Genomic DNA, 22624 nt, shown 5'->3' on the forward strand with positions numbered 1-22624 from the left:
GTTGCTCCCCAACAAACACCCACATTCAATTTTTTTTGTTCCTTTTCCCCCGGCTTGCGCCCCACCCCCCGCTCCCACATTTGACTGCATTGCTGCTTACACCCGGAACTGATCCATCAACTTCATCTGGTGGGTGGTCAGGGTGTTGAGCTGGCTGCTGATCTGCGCCGATTCGGTGGCCTGGCCGGTCAGGGTTTCGGTGACGGTGCGGATCGCCGAGACGTTGCGGTTGACCTCTTCGGCCACGGCGCTTTGCTGCTCGGCAGCGCTGGCGATTTGCAGGTTCATGTCGCTGATCACGGTGACCGCGTCGCTGATCTTGCTCAAGGCCTGGACCGCCTGCTGGATCTGCCCGGCATTGCTGTGGGCCTGGGTCTGGCTTGAATGCATGGTGGCGACCACGCCGCGGGTGCCGGACTGGATGCGTTCGATCACCAGGCGAATTTCTTCCACCGAATCCTGGGTACGCTTGGCCAGGTTGCGCACTTCATCGGCCACTACCGCAAAGCCGCGACCGCTCTCGCCGGCGCGGGCGGCTTCAATCGCCGCATTGAGGGCCAGCAGGTTGGTTTGTTCGGCGATGCTGCGAATCACCTCCAGCACGGAACCGATCTGTTCGCTGTTGACCGCGAGGGCTTCGACTTCGGTCACGGCCTTGCTGACTTCTTCGGCCAACTGATTGATATCGCGGGTGCTGCGCTCGATGATCGACATGCCGTCGCGGGCCGACTGGTCGGCGCCCTTGGCGGCATTGGCCGCGTTCGAGGCGCTGTTGGCGACATCGTGGGCGGTGGCGCTCATCTCGTTGGACGCCGTGGCGACCTGGTCGATTTCGCGGAACTGCACCTGCATGCCTTCGCTGGTCTGGCGGGCAATCTCCGACGACTGATCGGCCGTGCCGCGGGCGTCGGTGATGCTTTGCTTGATCTGCGCGATGGTCGGTTGCAGCTTGTCGAGGAAGCGGTTGAACCAGCTCACCAGTTCGCCGAGTTCGTCCTGCTTGCTGTAGTGCAGACGCTGAGTCAGGTCGCCGTCGCCGCTGGCAATCGCCTTGAGCATCTGCGCCACGCTGTTGATCGGCCGAGTGACGCCGGAAGCGGTGAGCCACATCAGCAGCAGACCGAGCACACCTGCGATCACCGCCACCGACAAGGCCTTGATCGTGCCGCTTTGCTGGGCATCGTCAAGCACTGCCTGGAGTTTCACCGAGTCGGCCAGCAGCACTTGTCTGGGCAGGTCGATCACCACGGCCCAGGCCTTGGCATCGGCAATCGGGCTGACCGGGTACACCGCACGGATCAGGTCACCTTGCTGGAGAATCTTCGGTGCACCGCTGCCGAGCAATTGCAGGATGTCCTTGCCATCTGCACCCAGGGTATCGCCGATGCTTTTGCCGACTTTTGTTGCATCGACGCTAAAGGCCGCCATCACGCCAGTGCCGGAGACGATCAGCATGTGCCCGGCGCTGTTGAACAGCTCGCGTTGGGAATCGACCGCCGCCGCTTGCAGGGCGTCGAGGGCGATGTCGACGCCGACTACGCCGATGGACTTGCCATCCACCAGCAGCGGAACGGAAATGGTGGTCATCAACACTTCCTTGCCGCCGACAGTATCGGCGTACGGGTCGAGCAGGCAGGTGCGCTTGCTGTCCCGCGGGCAGGTGTACCAGACGTTGTACGGTGTGCCGCTGAGGTTCAGGGTGGTCTTGGTCATGTCCTCTTCGACCATGATCGTGTTCAGCGACTCACCCCCGGCGCGGCTCCAGTACGTGGCGAAACGCCCGGTCTCGTTGGATTGACGGGCGGCGTCGCCGACGAACTCGCTGTCCTTGCCGTCCAGGCCGTCGGGTTCGAACGCCAGCCAGATGCCCAGCACTTTGCTGTTGCGCTCGAAGGCGGATTTCAGGCTCTGGTTCAACTCTTCACGCAAGGCGCCGGGCTCCAGCGAGCGCTTGGCGGCCAGGTTGCGCATGTCCTTGATCTGGTCCGCGAGGGCCGTGACCACCGTCAGGGTTTCACCGAATGTCTTCTGCACCCGCACCGCTTGCTCGGCGGCCTTGGCCTGTAGCAGGTCCTGCACACTGGCGGTGAGCATTCTGCTGCTGGAATCATTGACCAGGTCATCGTTCTGATTGGTCTGGTAAATGTTCATGCCCACTATCAATGCGACTACACCCAGCAGGCACAGACCGGACAGCAGGACGATTTTCAGGCGGATGGACACTGAGTCGAACATAAGGCGAACTCGCGAATGGATGAAGTGTTGGCTGTGGGCCGTTGCGGCTCACTCGCTAAGTCCGTTTAGCGCCGATCAATGCACATCGGCGTGGCGAAGAGGTTACATGAGGGGCAACCCGACGAGCGGTAGTGGTTGAACGTTTGCGCAGAAAAATGTGCCGAAAATCGCTTTAAAACGAGGAAAAATCGCGGAATTGTTCAGGAGGGTTCTGGCACCGATTCCGGCCGTGACCAGATCCACAGATTGCCCAGCCCCATCCCGGCAATCGCCAGGTAGACCGGCCAGCCGTGATCGAGCATCGCCAGCATCAGGCCGGCACATACCAGCATGCTGACAGTGGCGCTGACTTTTGCCCGGCGCGCGATGATCTTGCCATTGCGCCAGTTATGGAGGATGGGGCCGAACAGCCGGTGGTTTTCCAGCCAGGCACTCAGGCGCGGCGAACTGCGGGTCGCGGCCCAGGCGGCCAGCAGGATGAACTCGGTGGTGGGCAGACCGGGAATGACGATGGCGATCAGGCCGATACCCAGGCTGACATAGGCCAGCAGGCCGAAGAGGAGGCGGGAGAGTCTGGAGGAGGCAGGCATGGGCTCAAGGCAACATGTGAGGCTGATCGAAATCTTACGGATTTGCTTCGTCCCTTGTGGGAGCGGGCTTGCTCGCGAAGAGGTCATCAGCCTCAACATCAACGTTGACTGACACACCGCTTTCGCGAGCAAGCCCGCTCCCACAAGGGGAACGCGTTGGGTCAGGCGGCTTCGGTAGCGTAAGCCTGCTCCAGCAACACCGTAAAACGGTTGAAGGCGTTGATGGCGCCTTTTTCCACTTCGGCTTCTTCCCGGGCGCCGAATGCCAGGCCATCCAGGGTTTTGACGAAGCTCTTCCAGCCTTCAGCGCGGCCGCCGGCCGGTTCGCCGAGGTGGCGGGCGCCGAAGGTCTCGCTCAGCCCAAGGCCCACGGCACGCTTGATCAGGAAGGCTGCGCCGAGCTTCGAGCCTTCGGAGACGAAGAGCCAGCCCAGGGCTTCGGCTCTGGTCGGGTTCTTCAGGGCACCGGCGACGGGTGCCGGCACGTCGGTGTCCAGATCCGCCAGGTCTGCCCTGGCCGCATCGGCGCGGCAGCGGGCCGGCAGGTCCGGGACGATGGCGGTCAGTTCGGCATCGTTGTACAGCGACACCAGTTCCGACTGGAACAGGTACTGCGCCACCACGAAGCGGGCGAAACTGGCTTGGGTTTCAAACGGGGAGTGGGCCTTGACCAGGGCATCGAGCTTGCTGTGCGGCTCGTTGGTGATCTGGTTCAAGCGCTGGGAACGCAGGCTGGCGCGTTGCTCGGTGTCTTGGGTAGTCATGGCAATTCCTTGGGGGAAAAAGAGGCGCTTGGTAACGAGACGAACAAGCAAGCGCCTGACAGTAAAAAATCCTCGCCGGACGGTTTCAATCAACCGCCCGACGGGATGCCGGATCAGATATCCCAGATCAGGTTGACCGCAAAGTTGCGACCCGGCTGGGTCAGGCGGTCGAGGTTGGCCGGCTGGGTAACCGAGGCTTCGCCGACGCTGTCAAAGCCGCGCACGTCATCCCACAGCCAGTATTTCTTGTCGGTCAGGTTGTAGACGCCGCCACTGACGGTCACGTCGTCGGTCACCTTGTAGAACGCGCTCAGGTCCAGAATGCCGAAACCCGGGGTCTTGAACTGGGTGCTGGTGCCGTCCGGGGTCTTGAAGGTGGTGCTGTCGACGCGGTCCTTCTTCTTCACCAGCGTCCAGCTGAGCAAGCCACCGTAGGTGTCCTGGTCGTAACCGAGGCCGAATACGCCGGTCAGCGGGTTGACGCTGTTGAGCGGTTCGCCCGAGTCGTCGTTGCGACCGTAGGCATAAGCCACCGAGCCCCGGGTGTAGAGGCCTTGCGGCGCGCCGAAAGCGTCGAGGTTCAGGCGTCCCTTGACCTCGGCGCCCTTGATGGTGGCGTGTTTGATGTTGTTGCTTTGGAAGGTGGTCTCGGTGTAGCCCGGAGTGATGGCGTTCTCGTCAATGAAGTCGCGGTATTTGTTGTAGAACACGGCCACGTCAAACGAGCCCTGCTCGAAGTTGCCGCGCAAACCTGTCTCGTAGCTTTTGCTCTTTTCCGGTTCGAGGTCCGGGTTAGGCGCGACCCGATAGCCGCCGGCGAGGTTTTCGAAACGACCATACAAGGCCTTGGCGGTCGGGGTACGGAAGCCTTCGGCATATTGGCCGTACCAGGTGTAGTGGTCGTTGAAGCTGTAGGTGGTACCGAATTTTGGCGACAGACGATGCCAGGTCTTGGTCTCGTCGCTCACCACGCCGTTGCCGCTTTGGTCAGCGGTGGCCAGGAACTCTTCGGTGATGTGCGGCTTGAGCTCGGTGTAGTCGTAGCGAGCACCTGGCACAAAGGTCCAGTTGCCCCAGCTGATCAGATCCTGGGCGAACAGGCTGTAGCTGTTGACGGTCGGGTCCGGGAAATCACTGGCGGGTGTCAGTGTGTCGGTGGCGCTAGGGGCGCCGATGACCCGGCAGGATCCGGCCACGGTCAGGCAGGTGCCGGTACCGGTACGCAGGCCGGTGATTTTGTCCTGCTTGATGGTGGTGCCATAGGTGACGAGGTGGTCGGTGTCGGCGATGGCAAACGACTTGTCAGCCTGGGCATCGAATACCCATTGGCGGTCCTTGTAGGTGGTATCGCGGTTACGCAGCACGGTCCTTGACGGTGGCGCGTAGATTTCCTCGGTGCTCTGGTCGGTCTTGGCAATCTGGTAGTTCAGTGTCCACTTGATGTTGTCGGCCAGGGCGCTGTCCAGACCGAAGCTGTGTTCCAGGCCAAAGCGTTCGCGGGTGATCGTGTCGTTGCCGGTACGGGACTTGTAGTAGCCGAAACCGCGTCCGGCATTGAACGGACCGCCCACGGCGCTCAATTGGTTGGTATCGCGGTCGTTCTTGTAATGCTCGTAGGTCAGGCCCAAACGTGCGTCGTCGGCGTAATCCCAGCCCAGTTTGGCCAGCACGTTGGTGGTGCGCGCATCCTCGGGGTTGGCTTCAGTGCGATTCAGGCCAGTGCCGCCGGTTTCTCCAAAGGAGTCGGTTTCATGACCGTTGCGCTGACTGAGATGCAACAGGCCATCGAACTCACCGGTTCGGCCGGCGACGGTGCCGGAAGTCAGCCAGCTGTCGTCGGCGGAGTTGTAGCCGGTTTTCAGGCGTGCGCCGACATCCTTGCCCGGTTTGATGATGTCGTCCGGGTCCAGCGTGTAATAGCTGACCGCACCGCCAATGGCATTGCTGCCGTACAAGACAGAGGCCGGGCCCCGGAGGATTTCCACTCGCTTGACGATTTCCGGGTCGACATAGTTGCGGTTGGTCTGGGCATACGGGCCGTTGAAGAAACCGTCGGGCACCTGCACGCCATCGATCTGGGTCAGCACGCGGTCGCCATCGATGCCGCGAATGTTGTAGCCCGTGATGCCTGCGCGTTGGCCTGCGCCGCCGACCGAAACACCGGGTTCGTAACGCACCAGTTCCTTGATGGTATTGACGTTGTTACGGTCCAGGTCTTCGCGGGTGTAGACAGAGACCGTGCTCGGCACGCTGTTCACATCCTGTTCGTTTCGGGTGGCGCTGATGGTCACCTGTTGCAGGTTGAGCGTACTGCTGGCGCTGCGCTTTTCCAGGACGATGCTGTTGCTGCCCAGTTTGCGATAGCTCAGGTTGGTCCCCACCAACAGCCGATCCAGGGCTTTCTCCGGCGACAGCGAACCACGGACGCCAGGCGAGGCCACACCTTGCGCCAGCTCCGACGACACGCCGACCTGCCAGCCCGTCACGGCGGTAAAGGCATTGAGTGCCGACACCAGGGATTGCTGGGGAATGGCGAACGGGTAGTCGCCCATTTTGCGAGCCGGCTGCTCGGTGGCGGTGGCTGCCATGAGCGGTGCGGCACCGGCCATCAGGATGGCAGCGGTCAGCAGCGACAGCACGCGGGAGGGTGAAGAGGCAGGGCGGGTAAGGCGAAGGGACATCGATAGCGCTCCGTGTCGCACGAATCTTTATAGGTGCTGATCGGCATGGTGAGATGCGAATCAATTGCATTGGCTATAACGAGACGTACGGGATTCGGCTATCGAGTAAAAATAATTCTCATTCAGTTCAATATGACCAGCGCCGGGAATTCCTGGAGGCGGGCCGAGGTGATGTGGGCCAAGGAGCGAACCACGTCCAGGGGCTGATCGAGGCGATAGTTGCCGGTCACGGCGACATCGGCCAGTTGTTCGTTGTTGTTGATGATCCAGCCCGGGTAGTAGCGGCGAAGTTCTGCCAGCACCTGGTTCAACGGGCAGTTTTCAAACACCAGTCGCCCCTGGACCCACGCCAGGTCGGTGGCGGCATCCAGCCTGGCAGGGCGGTCGAAGCCGTTGGGGCCGATGCGAATGCTTTCCCCGGCGGACAGGCGCACCCGCGCATCGTCACGGGTGGCTCGCAAGTCGACATCCCCGCGTTGCACCCGCACTTGCGCCACACCGTCGAGGTAGCGCACGGCAAACGCGGTATCGCGAACGCTGGCCGTGACCGGGCCGGCGTCGATTTCCAGTGGTTGGCCGCGACTGGCCTGCACTTCGAAAAACGCTTCGCCCTGATACAGGCGGGCAACACGTTGCTGGTCGTTGATGGTGCTTGAGAAGGCCGAATTGGTATTGAGCAAGACCCTGGAGCCATCCTCCAGTTGCAGGCGCTGGCGCTCGCCGACCACGGTCAGGTGATCGGCCTGCAGGCGCATCGGCAAGTTGCTGAAATTGCACAGGCCGAGTAGCAGCACCGCAGCAGTGGCCAGTGGTCTCCAGTGCGGACGCAAGCGGGCGAGAACGGTGACTTTCGCGGGCCGCGCGGCCAGGCTTTGCGCGCATTGCGCCACTTGCGGACCGTCCCAGATCGCCTGGGCCTTGGTGAACGCCTGGGCATTCAACGGATCGGCCTCAAGCCATGCCTGGAATTGGCGGGTCTGCTCCTCGTCGGGACTGCCGAGCACGATCAACCAGTCCAGGGCCTGGTCCATCGCGCTTGCGGGATCCTGCGCCGGCGAAGGCTCAGGGGAGCGGTGGTTGTCCGTCACGGTGTGTCCTCGGCAGGGGCTTGTGAAGAGCAGTTTCAAGCTACAAGCGAGAAGCTGCAAGCTCGGTTCGGAGTTTGTCTTACCGCTTATGGCTTGCCGCTGCTGTCATTGCGTTCTGCAACACCGATGCAGATCGACATGATCAACTTGAGTTCTTTCTGCACGGTACTGAGGGACACGTTCAGCTCGTCGGCGATTTCCTGGTAGCTGTGCCCGTGCAGGCGGCTGAGGATGAAAATCCGCTGTTGGCGGTCGCTGAGTTCACTGAGGCTCACGTTCAGGCGCTCCAGCAATTGTTCGGCATGGGCGGCGTCTTCGGCGCTGCTGGCGGGGGCGGCGACGCTGTGCATCACCTCCTGCGGCACGTCGTCGACCATGGTGCGCGAATGGATGCGCCGCGCGCGCAAATGGTCCAGCGCCAGGTTGCGCGCCGTCTGGAAGACAAAGGGCTCAAGATGATCGATGGCCCGTTCGCTCAAGGCGCGGGTCACCCGCAGGTAGGTTTCCTGGAGGAGGTCTTCAGCGGTGCTGTGATTGTTGACCATCCGCTCCAGCGTGCGCAGCAGGGAGGTGCGCTGGGTGAGGAAAACGTGGTTGAAGCGCGACTGACTCACGGGAGAACCTGATCCATTTCGAGTTAATGATAATGCTTATCATCCGCTCGAATGGTCAAGTACTGATTTATCAAGGTTTAGGCACGACCCTGCAAATAGCTCGCGTAATCGGGTATTCGATGAGTGTGCGCCTGATCCATCAGCGGGCTGCTGAGCAGGTAGTCGGCGCTGCATTCGTTGCAGGCCACCGGGATGTTCCACACTGCCGCGACCCGCAGCAACGCCTTGATATCCGGGTCGTGGGGCTGGGGTTCGAACGGGTCCCAGAAAAACACCAGCATATCGACCCGCTGCTCGGCGATTTGCGCACCGAGCTGTTGGTCGCCACCCAGTGGTCCGCTGATCATGCTTTGCACCGGCAGGTCGAGGCGTTGTTGCAACAGCAACCCCGTGGTGCCGGTGGCGACCAGATCATGTTGGGCCAGCTTGTCCTTTTGCCGTTCGGCCCAGTCCAGCAAGAACACCTTGCAATGGTCATGGGCGACCAGGGCGATACGCTTGCGCGCCGCCAGGGTCTTTTGCGTAAAGCTGATGCCGATCATCGGTGGTTGCTCCAGTAATGACACGTACCCTGTAGGAGCGAGCTTGCTCGCGATGGTCGTTAACGATGACAAGGGTTGCCTGAATGAACGCGGGGCCCTTACATCCATCGCGAGCAAGCTCGCTCCTACAAGAAGGGAGGGGCGTGCTGCTTACTCGGCGTTGCACAGCGCCAGGCAGTTATCGAGCATGCGGTTGGAGAAGCCCCACTCGTTGTCATACCACGCCAATACCTTGAGCAACTTGCCGCTGGATTTGGTGTGGTTGGCGTCGAAGATCGACGACAGCGGGTTGTGGTTGAAGTCGCTGGAGACCAGCGGCAGGGTGTTGTAGCCAAGGATCTTCGAGTGCTGGCTGGCTTCTTTCATCAGCGCATTGACCTCATCGGCCGACGCTTCGCGCTTGAGCTGCACCGTCAGGTCCACCAGCGACACGTTGATCACCGGTACGCGCACCGACATGCCGGTCAATTTGCCCGCCAGTTCCGGCAGCACCAGGCCGACGGCTTCGGCGGCACCGGTCTTGCTCGGGATCATGTTCTGGGTGGCCGAACGGGCGCGGTACGGATCGACGTGATAGACGTCGGTCAGGTGCTGGTCGTTGGTGTAGGCGTGAATGGTGGTCATCAAGCCATTTTCGATGCCCAGTTCGCGATGCAGCACCTGGGCCACTGGGGCCAGGCAGTTGGTGGTACACGACGCGTTGGAAATGATCTGGTGCGACTGGCGCAGAATATCGTGGTTCACCCCGTAGACGACTGTGGCGTCGGCGCCTTTGGCCGGTGCAGAGATAATGACTTTGCGCGCACCCGCCGTAATATGCGCGGCGGCTTTGGCCCGGTCGGTGAACAGACCGGTGCATTCGAACACCACATCAATCTTTTCCGCGGCCCAGGGCAGGTCGGCCGGGTTGCGGATGGCGCTGACCGAAATGCGGTCGCCGTTGACCGTCAGGCTCTCCTGGTCGTGCTGGACATCGGCATCGAATGTGCCGTGAACGGTGTCGTACTTGAGTAGATGAGCATTGATCGCGCTGTCGCCCAAATCGTTGATGGCGACAATCTGCAGATCCTGACGATAGCCCTGGGTATAGAGTGCACGCAGGACGTTACGGCCGATGCGGCCAAAACCATTGATTGCGATTCGAAGAGTCATATTGCGGCGCTACCGTCGTTTTGTTGTTGGAATTACAAGATTATTCGCAAAAAAATAGAAAACAAGCCTTTTTAATGGCAATATTTTGTTCAATCTACAACGAGTGACCTGAATCAACTGGTCCGAATGGTCAATTAAACCGTCCGTCATCCCATCGACACCGGCCTTTGATCAGCATAGACAATCAGGTCGCCACATCCGTTAGCCTGGAGTTCTACACATGCATCCCCGCGTCCTTGAGGTCACCGAACGGCTTATCGCCCGCAGCCGCGCCACGCGTGAGGCTTACCTTGCATTGATCCGCGGTGCGGCCAGCGACGGTCCGATGCGCGGCAAGCTGCAATGCGCCAACTTCGCCCATGGCGTGGCCGGTTGCGGCAGCGAAGACAAGAACAGCCTGCGGATGATGAACTCCGCGAACATCGCGATAGTTTCGTCATATAACGACATGCTCTCGGCGCACCAGCCGTACGAAGTCTTTCCGGAGATGATCAAAAAGGCCCTGCGCGAGATCGGCTCCGTCGGTCAGTTCGCCGGTGGCACGCCGGCCATGTGCGATGGCGTGACCCAGGGCGAGCCGGGCATGGAACTGAGCCTGCCGAGTCGCGAAGTGATCGCGTTGTCCACTGCCGTGGCGTTGTCCCACAACATGTTCGACGGCGCGCTGCTGCTCGGCATCTGCGACAAGATCGTGCCGGGCCTGATGATGGGCGCGCTGCGCTTCGGCCATCTGCCGATGATCTTCGTGCCGGGCGGGCCGATGGTGTCGGGCATTTCCAACAAGCAGAAAGCCGATGTGCGCCAGAAGTACGCCGAAGGCAAGGCCACCCGCGAAGAGCTGCTGGAATCGGAAATGAAGTCCTACCACAGCCCTGGCACCTGCACCTTCTACGGCACCGCCAACACCAACCAGTTGCTGATGGAAGTCATGGGCCTGCACCTGCCGGGCGCGTCCTTCGTCAACCCGAACACACCGTTGCGCGATGCCTTGACCCGCGAAGCCGCGCACCAGGTCACGCGCCTGACCAAACAGAACGGCGACTTCATGCCGATCGGCGAAATCGTCGACGAGCGTTCGCTGGTCAACTCCATCGTGGCGCTGCACGCCACGGGCGGCTCGACCAACCACACCTTGCACATGCCGGCCATCGCCATGGCGGCGGGCATTCAATTGACCTGGCAGGACATGGCCGACCTCTCCGAAGTCGTGCCGACCCTGAGCCACGTCTACCCGAACGGCAAAGCCGACATCAACCACTTCCAGGCCGCGGGCGGCATGTCGTTCCTGATCCGTGAACTGCTGGAAGCCGGGTTGCTCCACGAAAACGTCAATACCGTGATGGGCCACGGCCTGAGCCGCTACACCCAGGAGCCGTTCCTCGACAACGGCCAGCTGGTGTGGCGCGAAGGCGTGACCGACAGCCTCGATGAAAGCATCCTGCGCCCGGTTGCCCGCGCATTTTCGCCGGAAGGTGGCCTGCGGGTGATGGAAGGCAACCTGGGTCGCGGTGTGATGAAAGTTTCTGCCGTTGCCGTGGAAAACCAGATTGTCGAAGCGCCAGCCATGGTGTTCCAGGATCAGCAGGACCTGGCCGATGCATTCAAGGCCGGTTTGCTGGAGAAGGATTTTGTCGCGGTAATGCGCTTCCAGGGCCCGCGCTCCAACGGCATGCCGGAGCTGCACAAGATGACACCGTTCCTGGGCGTGTTGCAGGATCGCGGCTTCAAGGTGGCGCTGGTGACCGACGGACGCATGTCCGGCGCGTCGGGGAAAATTCCGGCGGCCATTCATGTCAGCCCCGAAGCCTATGTAGGTGGCGCTTTGGCGCGGGTGCAAGAGGGCGATATCATCCGCGTCGATGGCGTCAAAGGCACCCTGGAGCTTAAGGTGGACGCCGAAGAATTCGCAGCGCGCACGCCGGCCAAGGGCCTGTTGGGCAACAACATCGGCACCGGTCGCGAACTGTTTGGTTTCATGCGCATGGCCTTCAGCTCGGCGGAGCAGGGCGCCAGCGCCTTCACTTCTGCCCTGGAGACGCTTAATTGAAACTGGCTTTGGTCGGTGACATCGGTGGGACCAACGCACGTTTCGCGTTGTGGAAAAACCAGCAACTGGAATCGGTCCAGGTGCTGGCAACGGCAGATTTCCCCAGCCCTGAAGAGGCCATCAGCCTCTACCTGGATGGCCTGGGGCTGGCACCGGGGGCGATCGGTTCAGTGTGTCTGTCGGTGGCCGGTCCCGTCAGCGGCGACGAATTCAAATTCACCAACAATCACTGGCGCCTGAGCCGCAAGGGCTTTTGCCAGACCTTGCAGGTCGAGCAACTGTTGCTGGTCAACGACTTCTCGGCCATGGCCCTGGGCATGACCCGTTTGCAGCCCGGTGAATTCCGTGTGGTCTGCGAGGGCACGCCGGAGCCGCTGCGCCCGGCGGTGGTGATTGGCCCGGGCACCGGCCTGGGCGTCGGCACCTTGCTCGATTTGGGCGAGGGCCGGTTCGCCGCGTTGCCGGGGGAGGGCGGTCACGTCGACCTGCCATTGAGCAGCCCGCGTGAAACCCGACTCTGGCAGCACATCTTCAACGAGATCGGCCACGTCAGCGCTGAAACCGCATTGAGCGGCGGCGGCTTGCCGCGCGTCTACCGGGCGATCTGCGCGGTGGACGGGCACACGCCGGTGCTCGACACCCCGGAAGCCATCACCGCTGCCGGACTGGCGGGCGACCCGATTGCCGTGGAAGTGCTTGAACAGTTCTGCTGCTGGCTTGGTCGCGTGGCCGGCAACAACGTGCTGACCACTGGTGGACGCGCTGGTGTGTACATCGTTGGCGGGGTGATTCCACGCTTTGCCGACTTCTTCCTCCAGAGCGGTTTCGCCCGGTGCTTCGCCGACAAGGGTTGCATGAGCGACTACTTCAAAGGGATTCCGGTGTGGCTGGTGACGGCGCCGTATTCCGGTTTGATGGGTGCCGGAGTGGCGCTGGAGCAATCCATCCCGGCTTGAAACCCGATTACCTGTAGGAGCGAGCTTGCTCGCGATGGACGTCAACGATAACGCGTGCTTTCTGAATGCACGCGGTGCCTTCAAGTCCATCGCGAGCAGGCTCGCTCCTACATTTTTTCTGTGGTGTTTGTAAGTTGAGTGCTTAAGGCATAATCCGCCCAATTCCAACAACAAGGACGCCTTCCCGTGAGCTCAGTCAACAAGTCGATTTTGTTGGTCGATGACGATCAAGAGATACGCGAGTTGCTGGACACCTACCTGACCCGCGCCGGTTTCCAGGTGCGTACCACGCCCGACGGCGCCGGTTTTCGCCAGGCGTTGAACGAGGCGCCGAGTGATCTGGTGATCCTTGATGTGATGCTGCCCGACGAAGACGGCTTCAGCCTGTGCCGCTGGATTCGCCAGCATCCACGCCAGGCGCAGGTGCCGATCATCATGCTCACCGCCAGTTCCGACGAGGCCGACCGCGTCATCGGCCTGGAGCTGGGCGCCGACGATTATCTGGGCAAGCCGTTCAGCCCACGGGAATTGCAGGCACGGATCAAGGCCTTGCTGCGCCGCGCGCAGTTCGGTCAGGAACGTAACGGTGGCGAGGTGCTGGCCTTCGATGACTGGCGTCTGGACATGGTCAGCCATCGGTTGTTTCACATCGATGGCGAAGAGGTGATCCTTTCGGGCGCCGACTTCGCACTGCTGAAACTGTTCCTCGATCACCCGCAGGAAATCCTCGATCGCGACACCATCGGCAACGCCACCCGTGGCCGCGACCTGATGCCCCTCGATCGCATCGTCGACATGGCGGTCAGTCGCTTGCGCCAGCGTCTGCGCGACACCGAAAAACCACCACGGCTGATCCGCACCGTGCGCGGCAGTGGCTACCAATTGGCAGCCAATGTGGTTGCCAGCAATGGCCACTAAGCTGTTTCGCAAGCTCGCGGCCAAGGTACCGATGCCGCGTTCGTTGCTCGGGCGGATGCTGCTGTTGACCTTGCTGGCCGTGTTGTTCGCCCAGACATTGTCGAGCGTGATCTGGGTGTCGCAACTGCGCGCCACGCAGCTCGAGGGCCTGGTCACCAGTGCCCGCAGCCTGGCTCATTCGATGACGGCCAGTGTCAGTTATTTCCGTTCGTTGCCGGTGGCGTTTCGGCCCCTGGTGCTCGATCAGTTGCGCAGCATGGGTGGCACCCGGTTCGTGGTGACGCTCAACGACAAGCCACTGGGCATGGAAGTGCTGCCCATCACCCCGCGCAAAGAGGCGGTGCTCAAAGCGGTGGACGAGGTGCTGCGCCAGTCCCTCGGCCAGGACGCGGACATCTCGGTGACCTTCGTCAGCCCGGAAGACCTGCGCATCTTCAATGGCGGCCTGAAGCTCGATGAGTTGCCACGTTCCTGGGCGCACTATGCGCTGACGCTGGAACCGGTGAACCCGCCGGTGCTGGTCACGCAGATCCAGATGGCACCGGGCGAATGGCTGTACATCGCCTCGCTGTTGCCCGAGCCCTACACCAGTCTTGAAGAACAGGGCCTGCCGGCACAGCAGGTGTGGTTCATCGTCCTGACCAGCGGCTTTTTGCTGTTGTTCATCGGCCTGCTGGTGCACTGGCAGAGTCGTCCGCTCAAGCGTCTGGCGCGGGCGGCGCGGGACTTGTCGCTGGGTGCCGATGTCGAGCCGGTGGCCGAAGGTGGTGGCAGCGAAGTGGTGGAAGTCGGCCGTGCCTTCAACACCATGCGCGAGCGCATCAGCCGTTACCTGACCGAGCGCAGTCAGTTGTTCAGCGCGATTTCCCACGACCTGCGCACACCGATTACCCGCTTGCGACTGCGGGTCGAATTGCTCGAAGACGAAACACTGCAAACCAAGTTCGGTCGCGACCTGGACGAGCTGGAGCTGCTGGTCAAGGGCGCACTGCAATGCGTGAAAGACACCGACATCCACGAGAACATCGAGCCGGTGGATCTCAACCATGTGCTCGACTGCCTGGTGGAACCGTATCTGGCACCGAACGGTAACGGCCGCGTGACCCAGCAGGGGCGGGCGCTGGCGGCGTATCCGGGGAAACCGCTGGCGCTCAAGCGTTGCATCGGCAACCTGATCGACAACGCGTTGAAGTACGGGCAGAACGCGCATCTGTACATCGATGACGATGACAGCGCGTTCATCCTGCATGTCGATGATGAAGGGCCGGGCGTGCCGGAGCAGCGGCTGGAGCAGGTGTTCGAACCGCACTTCCGCCTGGCCGGGCAGCAGCAGGGCTATGGATTGGGGCTGGGGATTGCCCGCAACATTGCCCATAGCCATGGTGGTGAGGTGAGTTTGCAGAACTTGCGTGAGGGTGGGTTAAGGGTGACTTTGCAGTTACCCCGGAGCGTTGATTAGCGATACCGCGTTATCGTTCTTCGCGAGCAAGCCCGCTCCCACATTTGACCGAGTTCATCCAGATGGAATGCGATCAAGTGTGGGAGCGGGCTTGCTCGCGAAGGCGTTAGAAGATTCAACACATCCCTCAAGGTAAATGTCACAGCTCGGTGACATAACCCACCCCCTTCGTTACAAGCCCGCCTTCGTCCGTTGTTTATGCTGCCCAGCAGTCATAACAACAAAAAAGGTACGTCATGGACACCTTCCAACCTGCCTTCAGCAGTTGGCTGAATGCACCTGCCCATCAGCAATGGCTCGCTGCCGAAGGCTTGCGCCTGCTGGCGTTTGCCAAGGCTTCGAGGCTCCCTGAAGGCTTTGGCAATCTCGATGAAAAGGGCTGCCTCGCGGCCGACGCAAAAGCGCAAACCATGAACACCGCGCGCATGACCCACAGCTTTGCCATGGCCCACATACAGGGTTTGCCGGGGTTCGCCGAGCTGGTGGATCACGGTGTCGCCGCACTGCGCGGGCCACTGCGTGATGCGCTTCACGGCGGCTGGTTCGCGACCGCCGAACACCGCGACGGCAACACCGGCAAGAACGCCTACCTGCATGCCTTCGTCGCGCTGGCCGCGAGTTCCGCTGTAGTCGCACAGCGCCCCGGTGCGCAAGCCTTGCTCGATGATGCCGTCGACATCATCGACACGTACTTCTGGAGCGAAGAAGAGGGCGCCATGCGCGAATCCTTCAATCGCGACTGGAGCGAGGAGGAGACCTACCGAGGCGCCAACAGCAACATGCACGCCACCGAGGCCTTCCTCGCCCTGGCCGATGTCACTGATGACAATCGCTGGCTGAGCCGTGCCCAGCGTATCGTCGAGCGAGTGATCCATGGCCACGCCGCCGCCAACGATTACCTGGTGATCGAGCATTTCGACCGTGCCTGGCAACCACTGCGCGATTACAACCGCGACAATCCAGCCGACGGCTTCCGCCCCTACGGCACCACCCCGGGTCATGGTTTCGAGTGGGCGCGGCTGTTGCTGCACCTCGAAGCTTCGCGGGTGAGAGCGGGGATGCTCACGCCGGGCTGGCTGCTCACCGACGCGCAAAAACTCTTCGAGCACAACTGCCGTCATGGCTGGGACGTCGATGGTGCGCCGGGGATTGTCTACACCCTGGACTGGGACAACAAAGCGGTGGTCCGCCATCGCCTGCACTGGACCCATTGCGAAGCCAGTGCTGCCGCCAGTGCACTGCTCAAACGCACCGGTGATGAGCAGTACGAACACTGGTACCGACTGTTCTGGGAATTCTGTGACAGTCATTTCATCGACCGCGAAGGCGGCAGCTGGCATCACGAGCTCGACCCGCTGAACCGCCCGAGTGCCGATATCTGGCCCGGCAAGCCGGACCTTTACCACGCCTGGCAGGCCGTGCTGATTCCGCGCCTGGCGCTGGCGCCAAGCATGGCCACGGCGCTGGCGCAGTTGTCCCAGAGCGGTTCTATGTAACCATGCGGTGACATTCGCGCATCCCTTCGTTACCTGCGAGGGGATATCCCCTGTTTAGAATCTTATGCAGCGCAAGCAACAGACTTGCATGCATAACAACAAGAAAGGTGCTCCTAGATGAATGCGATTTCTCGCCTCGCTACTGTCATTTCTCTCGCTTCCCTGTCTGCGCTCCCCCTCAGTGTCCTCGCTGCCGAATCCAAAGGTTCCGTTGAAGTCGTTCACTGGTGGACTTCCGGTGGTGAAAAGGCAGCGGTCGATGTCCTGAAGGCTCAAGTCGAAAAAGACGGCTTCACCTGGAAGGACGGCGCAGTCGCCGGTGGTGGCGGCTCCACGGCCATGACCGTACTCAAAAGTCGCGCCGTAGCCGGCAACCCGCCGGGCGTTGCCCAGATCAAAGGCCCGGACATCCAGGAGTGGGGCAGCACCGGCCTGCTCAGCACCGACGCGCTGAAAGACGTTTCCAAGTCGGAAAACTGGGATGGCCTGCTGTCGAAGAAAGTCTCCGACACCGTGAAGTACGAAGGTGACTACGTCGCCGTGCCGGTGAACATCCACCGCGTCAACTGGCTGTGGATCAACCCGGAAGTGTTCAAGAAAGCCGGGATCGAAAAAGCCCCGACTACCCTCGAAGAATTCTATGCCGCCGGCGACAAGCTCAAGGCCGCAGGTTTCATCGCGCTTGCCCACGGCGGTCAGCCTTGGCAGGACAGCACCGTGTTTGAAGACGTGGTGCTCTCGGTCATGGGCGCCGACGGTTACAAGAAAGCCCTGGTCGACCTGGACCAGAAAACCCTGTCCGGCCCGGAGATGACCAAGTCGTTCGCCGAGCTGAAAAAGATCACCGGCTACATGGACCCGAACCGCGCCGGTCGTGACTGGAACATCGCCGCCGCCGACGTCATCAATGGCAAGGCCGGCATGCAGATGATGGGCGACTGGGCGAAAAGCGAGTGGACCGCCGCGAAGAAAATCGCCGGCAAGGACTACCAGTGCGTAGCGTTCCCTGGCACCGAAAAAGCCTTCACCTACAACATCGACTCGATGGCGGTGTTCAAGCTCAAGGCTGATCGCAAGGGTGACATCGCTGCCCAGCAAGACCTGGCCAAGGTCGCATTGGGTACCGACTTCCAGAAAGTCTTCAGCATGAACAAGGGTTCGATCCCGGTGCGTAACGACATGCTGAATGAAATGGACAAGCTCGGCTTCGACGAGTGTGCCCAGAAGTCGGCGAAGGACTTCATCGCGGACGACAAGACCGGCGGCCTGCAACCGAGCATGGCGCACAACATGGCCACCTCCCTGGCCGTGCAGGGTGCGATCTTCGACGTGGTCACCAACTTCATGAACGACAAGAACGCTGACCCGGCCAAGGCCAGCGCCCAACTGGCCTCGGCTGTCAAAGCGGCCCAGTAACTCCGGACACAGCCCATCCCAATGTGGGAGCGGGCTTGCTCGCGAATACGGACTGACATTCAACATGGATGTCGATTGACACACCGCATTCGCGAGCAAGCCCGCTCCCACAGGGGATCAGCGTGTCGATTCATTTCTCTAAACCTGGATTATCCCGATGAACTCTGTGGCGGTTTTCAGCAAAGCCTCACCGTTCGATGCGCTGCAACGCTGGCTACCCAAGTTGGTACTCGCGCCGAGCATGCTGATCGTGTTGGTTGGCTTCTACGGTTACATCATCTGGACGTTCATTCTGTCCTTCACCAACTCCAGCTTCATGCCGAGCTACAAGTGGGTCGGCCTGCAGCAATACATGCGTCTGATGGACAACGACCGCTGGTGGGTCGCGAGCAAGAACCTCGCGGTGTTCGGCGGCATGTTCATCGGCATCAGCCTGGTGCTGGGCGTGTTCCTCGCCGTGCTGCTGGACCAGCGCATTCGCAAGGAAGGCTTCATCCGCACCATCTATCTGTACCCGATGGCGCTGTCGATGATCGTCACCGGTACGGCGTGGAAATGGCTGCTCAACCCGGGCCTGGGCCTGGACAAAATGCTGCGTGACTGGGGCTGGGAAGGCTTCCGCCTCGACTGGCTGGTGGATCAGGATCGCGTGGTCTACTGCCTGGTGATCGCCGCCGTGTGGCAAGCCTCCGGGTTTGTCATGGCGATGTTCCTCGCCGGCCTGCGCGGTGTCGATCAGTCGATCATCCGTGCTGCGCAAGTCGATGGTGCGAGCCTGCCGACCATCTACCTGAAGATCGTTTTGCCGAGCCTGCGCCCGGTGTTCTTCAGTGCCTTCATGATCCTCGCGCACATCGCGATCAAGAGCTTCGACCTCGTCGCGGCGATGACCGCGGGCGGTCCGGGCTACTCGTCCGACCTGCCGGCAATGTTCATGTATTCCTTCACCTTCAGCCGTGGCCAGATGGGCATCGGTTCGGCCAGCGCCATGCTGATGCTCGGCGCCGTGCTGACCATCCTCGTGCCGTACCTGTACTCCGAGCTGCGAGGCAAACGCCATGACTAATCAAATCGGAAAACCAGGCATCAGCTTCAGCCGCATTGCGATCTACGCCACCTTGTTGCTGGCGGCGGCGGTGTACCTGATCCCGCTGGTGGTGATGCTGCTGACCAGCTTCAAGTCCCCTGAAGACATCCGCACCGGCAACCTGCTGAGCTGGCCGGCCGTGATTGACGGCATCGGCTGGATCAAGGCCTGGGACGTGGTCGGCGGCTACTTCTGGAACTCGGTGAAGATCACCGTGCCTGCGGTGCTGATCTCCACCTTCGTCGGGGCCATGAACGGCTACGTGCTGTCGATGTGGCGCTTCCGTGGCTCGCAGTTGTTCTTCGGCCTGTTGCTGTTCGGCTGCTTCCTGCCGTTCCAGACCGTGCTGCTGCCGGCTTCGTTCACCCTCGGCAAGTTCGGCCTGGCCAACACCACCTCGGGCCTGGTGCTGGTCCACGTGGTCTACGGCCTGGCGTTCACCACGCTGTTCTTCCGCAACTACTACGTGAGCATTCCGGATGCGCTGGTCAAGGCCGCGCGGCTCGATGGCGCAGGCTTCTTCACGATCTTCTGGAAGATCCTGCTGCCGATGTCGATCCCGATCGTGATGGTCTGCCTGATCTGGCAGTTCACCCAGATCTGGAACGACTTCCTGTTCGGCGTGGTTTTCGCCAGTGGCGATGCCCAGCCAATTACCGTGGCCCTGAACAACCTGGTCAACACCAGCACCGGGGTCAAGGAATACAACGTTGATATGGCCGCCGCGATGATCGCCGGGCTGCCGACACTGCTGGTCTACATATTCGCTGGCAAGTATTTCCTGCGTGGGCTGACGTCCGGCGCGGTCAAGGGGTAGAAACATGGCAACTCTCGAATTACGCAACGTCAACAAGACCTACGGCGCCGGTTTGCCGGACACCCTGAAAAACATCGAACTGAAGATCGATGACGGGGAATTCCTGATCCTGGTCGGCCCCTCGGGCTGCGGCAAATCGACCTTGATGAACTGCATCGCCGGCCTGGAAACCATCAGCGGCGGCGCGATCCTGGTGGACGACGCCGACATCAGCGGCATGAGCCCCAAGGATCGCGACATCGCCATGGTGTTCCAGTCCTACGCGCTGTACCCGACCATGAGCGTGCGCGACAACATCGCCTTCGGCCTGAAGATCCGCAAAATGCCGACTGCGGAAATCGACGAAGAAGTCGCTCGGGTTTCCAAGCTGCTGCAAATCGAACACCTGCTCAACCGCAAACCCGGCCAACTCTCCGGTGGTCAGCAACAGCGTGTGGCGATGGGCCGTGCCCTGGCGCGGCGGCCGAAGATTTACCTGTTCGACGAACCGCTGTCCAACCTCGACGCCAAGCTGCGGGTCGAGATGCGTACCGAAATGAAGCTGATGCACCAGCGCTTGAAGACCACCACGGTCTACGTGACCCACGACCAGATCGAGGCCATGACCCTGGGTGACAAGGTTGCGGTGATGAAGGACGGCATCATCCAGCAGTTCGGCACGCCGAAGGACATCTACAACAATCCGGCCAACCTGTTCGTGGCGAGCTTCATCGGTTCGCCGCCGATGAACTTCATCCCGCTGCGCTTGCAGCGCAAGGATGGTCGTCTGCTGGCGCTGCTCGACAGCGGCCAGGCCCGTTGCGAGTTGCCGCTGGGCATGCAGGACGCCGGTCTTGAAGATCGCGAAGTGATCCTCGGCATGCGCCCTGAGCAGATCGTTCTGGCCAACGGCGAAGCGAACGGATTGCCGACCATTCGTGCCGAAGTCCAGGTCACCGAACCGACCGGTCCCGACACCTTGGTCTTCGTCAACCTCAACGACACCAAGGTCTGCTGCCGCATGGCGCCAGACGTGGCGCCGGCGGTTGGCGAGACGCTGAACCTGCAGTTCGACCCGGCGAAAGTGCTGCTGTTCGATGCCAAGAGCGGGGAGCGGCTGGGGGTTGCCGGCGTGCCGAAAGCCGAGACTCACGCTGACAACGTAGCGCAATTCAAAGGCCGCTGAAGATCACGGCTGTAGGAGCGAGCTTGCTCGCGATGGAGTGTCAGTTGACACCGATGTAGCTGATACACCATCGCGAGCGAGCTCGCTCCTACAGGGGGGGGATATGTGGCGGGTGGAGACATCCGTCGCAACTGATGTAACCGCGTTAAAGAAGAAAAGTTAATAACAATAAAACGAGGATGTAGGGATGAAAATGAAGAACAAGGCCCGGTTGATCTGCCAAGTGTCAGCAGCGGCAGCACTGGTTCTGGCCGGCAATGCGATGGCCGCTGAAGCGTTCAGCTCCGACTCCAAATGGATGACGGGCGATTGGGGTGGCGAGCGAACCAAACTGATCGAGCAGGGCATCGACATCAAGATGGATTACGTCGGTGAAGTCGGCGCCAACCTGCATGGCGGTTTCAACGATGACAAGACCGCGCGCTACGCCGACCAGTTCGGCCTGGGGGCAGCGCTGGACCTGGAAAAACTGCTGGGCTGGGACAACACCCAGGCCAAGATCCAGCTCACCAACCGTAACGGTGAGAACATCTCCAACGACCGTATCGGCGACCCGCGTGCCGGCACCCTGAGTTCCTCCCAGGAAGTCTTCGGGCGTGGCCATATGGTGCGTCTGACCCAGTTGTGGATCCAGCATCAGTTCTTCGACAACAAACTGGACGTCAAGGCCGGTTACTTCGGCGAAGGTGAAGACTTCAACACCTTCCCGTGCGAATTCCAGAACCTGGCGTTCTGCGGATCCCAGGTGGGTAACTGGGCCACCAACATCTGGTACAACTGGCCGGTGATGCAGGCGGCGATCCGCGTGAAGTACAACATCAATGACGAGCTCTACGCCCAGATCGGCGCGTACAACCAGAACACCTCGCAACTGGAGCACGGTAACGGCTTCAAGCTCAGCGGCAGTGGTACCAATGGCACCGTCCTGCCGGTCGAGCTGGTCTGGTCGCCGAAGGTCAACAACCTGCCTGGCGAATACCGTGTCGGTTACTACAAAAGTACCTCCGATGCCGCCGACGTTCGCGAAGACGACAACGGTCAGGACGCAGCGACCACCGGCAACCCTTTGCGCGTCCACGATAGCAAGCACGGCTACTGGTTCGTCGCGCAGCAGCAACTCACCAGCCACAACGGCGACGCTTCTCGCGGTCTGAACATCGCGGCCAACGCCACTTTCCACGACAAGGACACCAACTTCATCGACAACTACCAGTCGCTGATGTTTGTGTACAAGGGCCCGTTCGATGCGCGCCCGAAGGATGACGTGGGCATCGGTTTCGCCCGTATCCATGTCAACGATGACGTGAAGAAAAACGCCGAACTGACCAACGCGGCCAACGGTGTTTCGGACTTCGACAATCCGCTGTTCTCGCCTATTCGTGAAACCGAATACAACTACGAGATCAACTACGGCTTCCACGTGACCAACTGGCTGACCGTACGTCCCAACCTGCAATACGTCACGCACCCGGGTGGTGTGGATGAAGTCGACAACGCGCTGGTGGCCGGCCTGAAAATTCAGTCGGTGTTCTAACGCTGTTGCGATAAGCTCTCCTCAATGTGCGCATTTTTGCGGACAGCCCTGGCTGTCCGCTTT

Annotated in this window: 18 protein-coding genes and 1 pseudogene; 10 read left to right on the plus strand and 9 right to left on the minus strand. The window is 61.1% G+C overall.

Annotated elements, in window-relative coordinates; all coding sequences use genetic code 11:
* Positions 1-96 precede the first annotated feature (96 nt).
* The 9 genes and pseudogenes from ACCD00_RS21400 to gap form a co-directional block, all read right to left on the minus strand.
* Positions 97-852, minus strand: coding sequence for a methyl-accepting chemotaxis protein (locus ACCD00_RS21400; protein WP_413427435.1), 756 nt, complete (start codon positions 850-852; stop codon positions 97-99).
* A gap of 150 nt (positions 853-1002) precedes the next feature.
* Positions 1003-2235 (minus strand): annotated as a pseudogene (locus tag ACCD00_RS21405) (chemotaxis protein); the annotation flags it as partial.
* Between the two features lie 200 nt (positions 2236-2435).
* A complete protein-coding gene (locus ACCD00_RS21410) occupies positions 2436-2825 on the minus strand; it encodes a YbaN family protein (protein WP_413427416.1) in 390 nt (129 codons plus the stop codon).
* A gap of 161 nt (positions 2826-2986) precedes the next feature.
* Positions 2987-3589 (minus strand): biliverdin-producing heme oxygenase, encoded by a 603-nt coding sequence (locus ACCD00_RS21415; RefSeq protein WP_413427417.1) that lies wholly within the window; start codon positions 3587-3589, stop codon positions 2987-2989.
* Positions 3590-3702: 113 nt separating this feature from the next.
* On the minus strand, positions 3703-6270 hold the full coding sequence (locus ACCD00_RS21420; protein WP_413427418.1) for a TonB-dependent receptor: 2568 nt from the start codon (positions 6268-6270) through the stop codon (positions 3703-3705).
* 122 nt (positions 6271-6392) lie between these two features.
* On the minus strand, positions 6393-7358 hold the full coding sequence (locus tag ACCD00_RS21425; RefSeq protein WP_413427419.1) for a FecR family protein: 966 nt from the start codon (positions 7356-7358) through the stop codon (positions 6393-6395).
* A gap of 86 nt (positions 7359-7444) precedes the next feature.
* Complete coding sequence (locus ACCD00_RS21430; RefSeq protein ID WP_413427420.1) at positions 7445-7972, minus strand: RNA polymerase sigma factor; 528 nt, start codon at positions 7970-7972, stop codon at positions 7445-7447.
* Positions 7973-8049: 77 nt separating this feature from the next.
* Positions 8050-8514, minus strand: coding sequence for a methylglyoxal synthase (locus ACCD00_RS21435; protein WP_057398999.1), 465 nt, complete (start codon positions 8512-8514; stop codon positions 8050-8052).
* Positions 8515-8664: 150 nt separating this feature from the next.
* Positions 8665-9666, minus strand: coding sequence for a type I glyceraldehyde-3-phosphate dehydrogenase (gap, locus tag ACCD00_RS21440; RefSeq protein WP_413427421.1), 1002 nt, complete (start codon positions 9664-9666; stop codon positions 8665-8667).
* Positions 9667-9886: 220 nt separating this feature from the next.
* Between gap and edd the strand changes: the two genes are divergently transcribed.
* The 10 genes from edd (at position 9887) to ACCD00_RS21490 (ending at position 22561) form a co-directional block, all read left to right on the plus strand.
* A complete protein-coding gene (edd, locus tag ACCD00_RS21445; protein WP_413427422.1) occupies positions 9887-11713 on the plus strand; it encodes a phosphogluconate dehydratase in 1827 nt (608 codons plus the stop codon).
* Positions 11710-12669: a glucokinase gene (locus ACCD00_RS21450; RefSeq protein WP_413427423.1), complete on the plus strand. Its 960-nt coding sequence runs from the start codon at positions 11710-11712 to the stop codon at positions 12667-12669. Before edd ends, ACCD00_RS21450 begins: the two co-directional genes overlap by 4 nt.
* 186 nt (positions 12670-12855) lie before the next feature.
* Positions 12856-13587 (plus strand): response regulator, encoded by a 732-nt coding sequence (locus tag ACCD00_RS21455; protein ID WP_007996002.1) that lies wholly within the window; start codon positions 12856-12858, stop codon positions 13585-13587.
* Between the two features lie 31 nt (positions 13588-13618).
* Positions 13619-15046 carry an ATP-binding protein gene (locus tag ACCD00_RS21460; protein ID WP_413427436.1) on the plus strand — a complete coding sequence of 476 codons (1428 nt, stop codon included), beginning with the start codon at positions 13619-13621 and terminating at the stop codon, positions 15044-15046.
* A gap of 236 nt (positions 15047-15282) precedes the next feature.
* On the plus strand, positions 15283-16542 hold the full coding sequence (locus tag ACCD00_RS21465) for an AGE family epimerase/isomerase (RefSeq protein ID WP_413427424.1): 1260 nt from the start codon (positions 15283-15285) through the stop codon (positions 16540-16542).
* Positions 16543-16659: 117 nt separating this feature from the next.
* The gene (locus ACCD00_RS21470; protein WP_413427425.1) at positions 16660-17958 is read left to right on the plus strand and encodes an ABC transporter substrate-binding protein; all 1299 of its coding nucleotides are present in this window, start codon (positions 16660-16662) and stop codon (positions 17956-17958) included.
* A gap of 157 nt (positions 17959-18115) precedes the next feature.
* A complete protein-coding gene (locus ACCD00_RS21475; RefSeq protein ID WP_413427426.1) occupies positions 18116-19024 on the plus strand; it encodes a carbohydrate ABC transporter permease in 909 nt (302 codons plus the stop codon).
* The gene (locus ACCD00_RS21480; RefSeq protein ID WP_413427427.1) at positions 19017-19862 is read left to right on the plus strand and encodes a carbohydrate ABC transporter permease; all 846 of its coding nucleotides are present in this window, start codon (positions 19017-19019) and stop codon (positions 19860-19862) included. The genes ACCD00_RS21475 and ACCD00_RS21480 overlap by 8 nt, the downstream gene beginning before the upstream one ends.
* Before the next feature lie 4 nt (positions 19863-19866).
* The gene (locus ACCD00_RS21485; protein ID WP_413427428.1) at positions 19867-21027 is read left to right on the plus strand and encodes an ABC transporter ATP-binding protein; all 1161 of its coding nucleotides are present in this window, start codon (positions 19867-19869) and stop codon (positions 21025-21027) included.
* A 187-nt stretch (positions 21028-21214) separates the two neighbouring features.
* A complete protein-coding gene (locus ACCD00_RS21490; protein ID WP_413427429.1) occupies positions 21215-22561 on the plus strand; it encodes a carbohydrate porin in 1347 nt (448 codons plus the stop codon).
* Positions 22562-22624 lie beyond the last annotated feature (63 nt).

The organism is Pseudomonas sp. Pseusp3 (genome assembly GCF_047304225.1).
Classification (GTDB): domain Bacteria; phylum Pseudomonadota; class Gammaproteobacteria; order Pseudomonadales; family Pseudomonadaceae; genus Aquipseudomonas; species Aquipseudomonas fluorescens_CD.

What these genes read in the sequence shown, in the direction of transcription:
- ACCD00_RS21480 (WP_413427427.1), top strand. Translation starts at nt 19,017, where the DNA reads ATGACTAATCAAATCGGAAAACCAGGCATCAGCTTCAGCCGCATTGCG.
- ACCD00_RS21410 (WP_413427416.1), bottom strand. Translation starts at nt 2,825, where the DNA reads ATGCCTGCCTCCTCCAGACTCTCCCGCCTCCTCTTCGGCCTGCTGGCC.
- ACCD00_RS21460 (WP_413427436.1), top strand. Translation starts at nt 13,619, where the DNA reads ATGCCGCGTTCGTTGCTCGGGCGGATGCTGCTGTTGACCTTGCTGGCC.
- ACCD00_RS21400 (WP_413427435.1), bottom strand. Translation starts at nt 852, where the DNA reads ATGCAGGTGCAGTTCCGCGAAATCGACCAGGTCGCCACGGCGTCCAAC.
- gap (WP_413427421.1), bottom strand. Translation starts at nt 9,666, where the DNA reads ATGACTCTTCGAATCGCAATCAATGGTTTTGGCCGCATCGGCCGTAAC.
- ACCD00_RS21490 (WP_413427429.1), top strand. Translation starts at nt 21,215, where the DNA reads ATGAAAATGAAGAACAAGGCCCGGTTGATCTGCCAAGTGTCAGCAGCG.
- ACCD00_RS21415 (WP_413427417.1), bottom strand. Translation starts at nt 3,589, where the DNA reads ATGACTACCCAAGACACCGAGCAACGCGCCAGCCTGCGTTCCCAGCGC.
- edd (WP_413427422.1), top strand. Translation starts at nt 9,887, where the DNA reads ATGCATCCCCGCGTCCTTGAGGTCACCGAACGGCTTATCGCCCGCAGC.
- ACCD00_RS21435 (WP_057398999.1), bottom strand. Translation starts at nt 8,514, where the DNA reads ATGATCGGCATCAGCTTTACGCAAAAGACCCTGGCGGCGCGCAAGCGT.
- ACCD00_RS21470 (WP_413427425.1), top strand. Translation starts at nt 16,660, where the DNA reads ATGAATGCGATTTCTCGCCTCGCTACTGTCATTTCTCTCGCTTCCCTG.
- ACCD00_RS21475 (WP_413427426.1), top strand. Translation starts at nt 18,116, where the DNA reads ATGAACTCTGTGGCGGTTTTCAGCAAAGCCTCACCGTTCGATGCGCTG.
- ACCD00_RS21485 (WP_413427428.1), top strand. Translation starts at nt 19,867, where the DNA reads ATGGCAACTCTCGAATTACGCAACGTCAACAAGACCTACGGCGCCGGT.
- ACCD00_RS21465 (WP_413427424.1), top strand. Translation starts at nt 15,283, where the DNA reads ATGGACACCTTCCAACCTGCCTTCAGCAGTTGGCTGAATGCACCTGCC.
- ACCD00_RS21420 (WP_413427418.1), bottom strand. Translation starts at nt 6,270, where the DNA reads ATGTCCCTTCGCCTTACCCGCCCTGCCTCTTCACCCTCCCGCGTGCTG.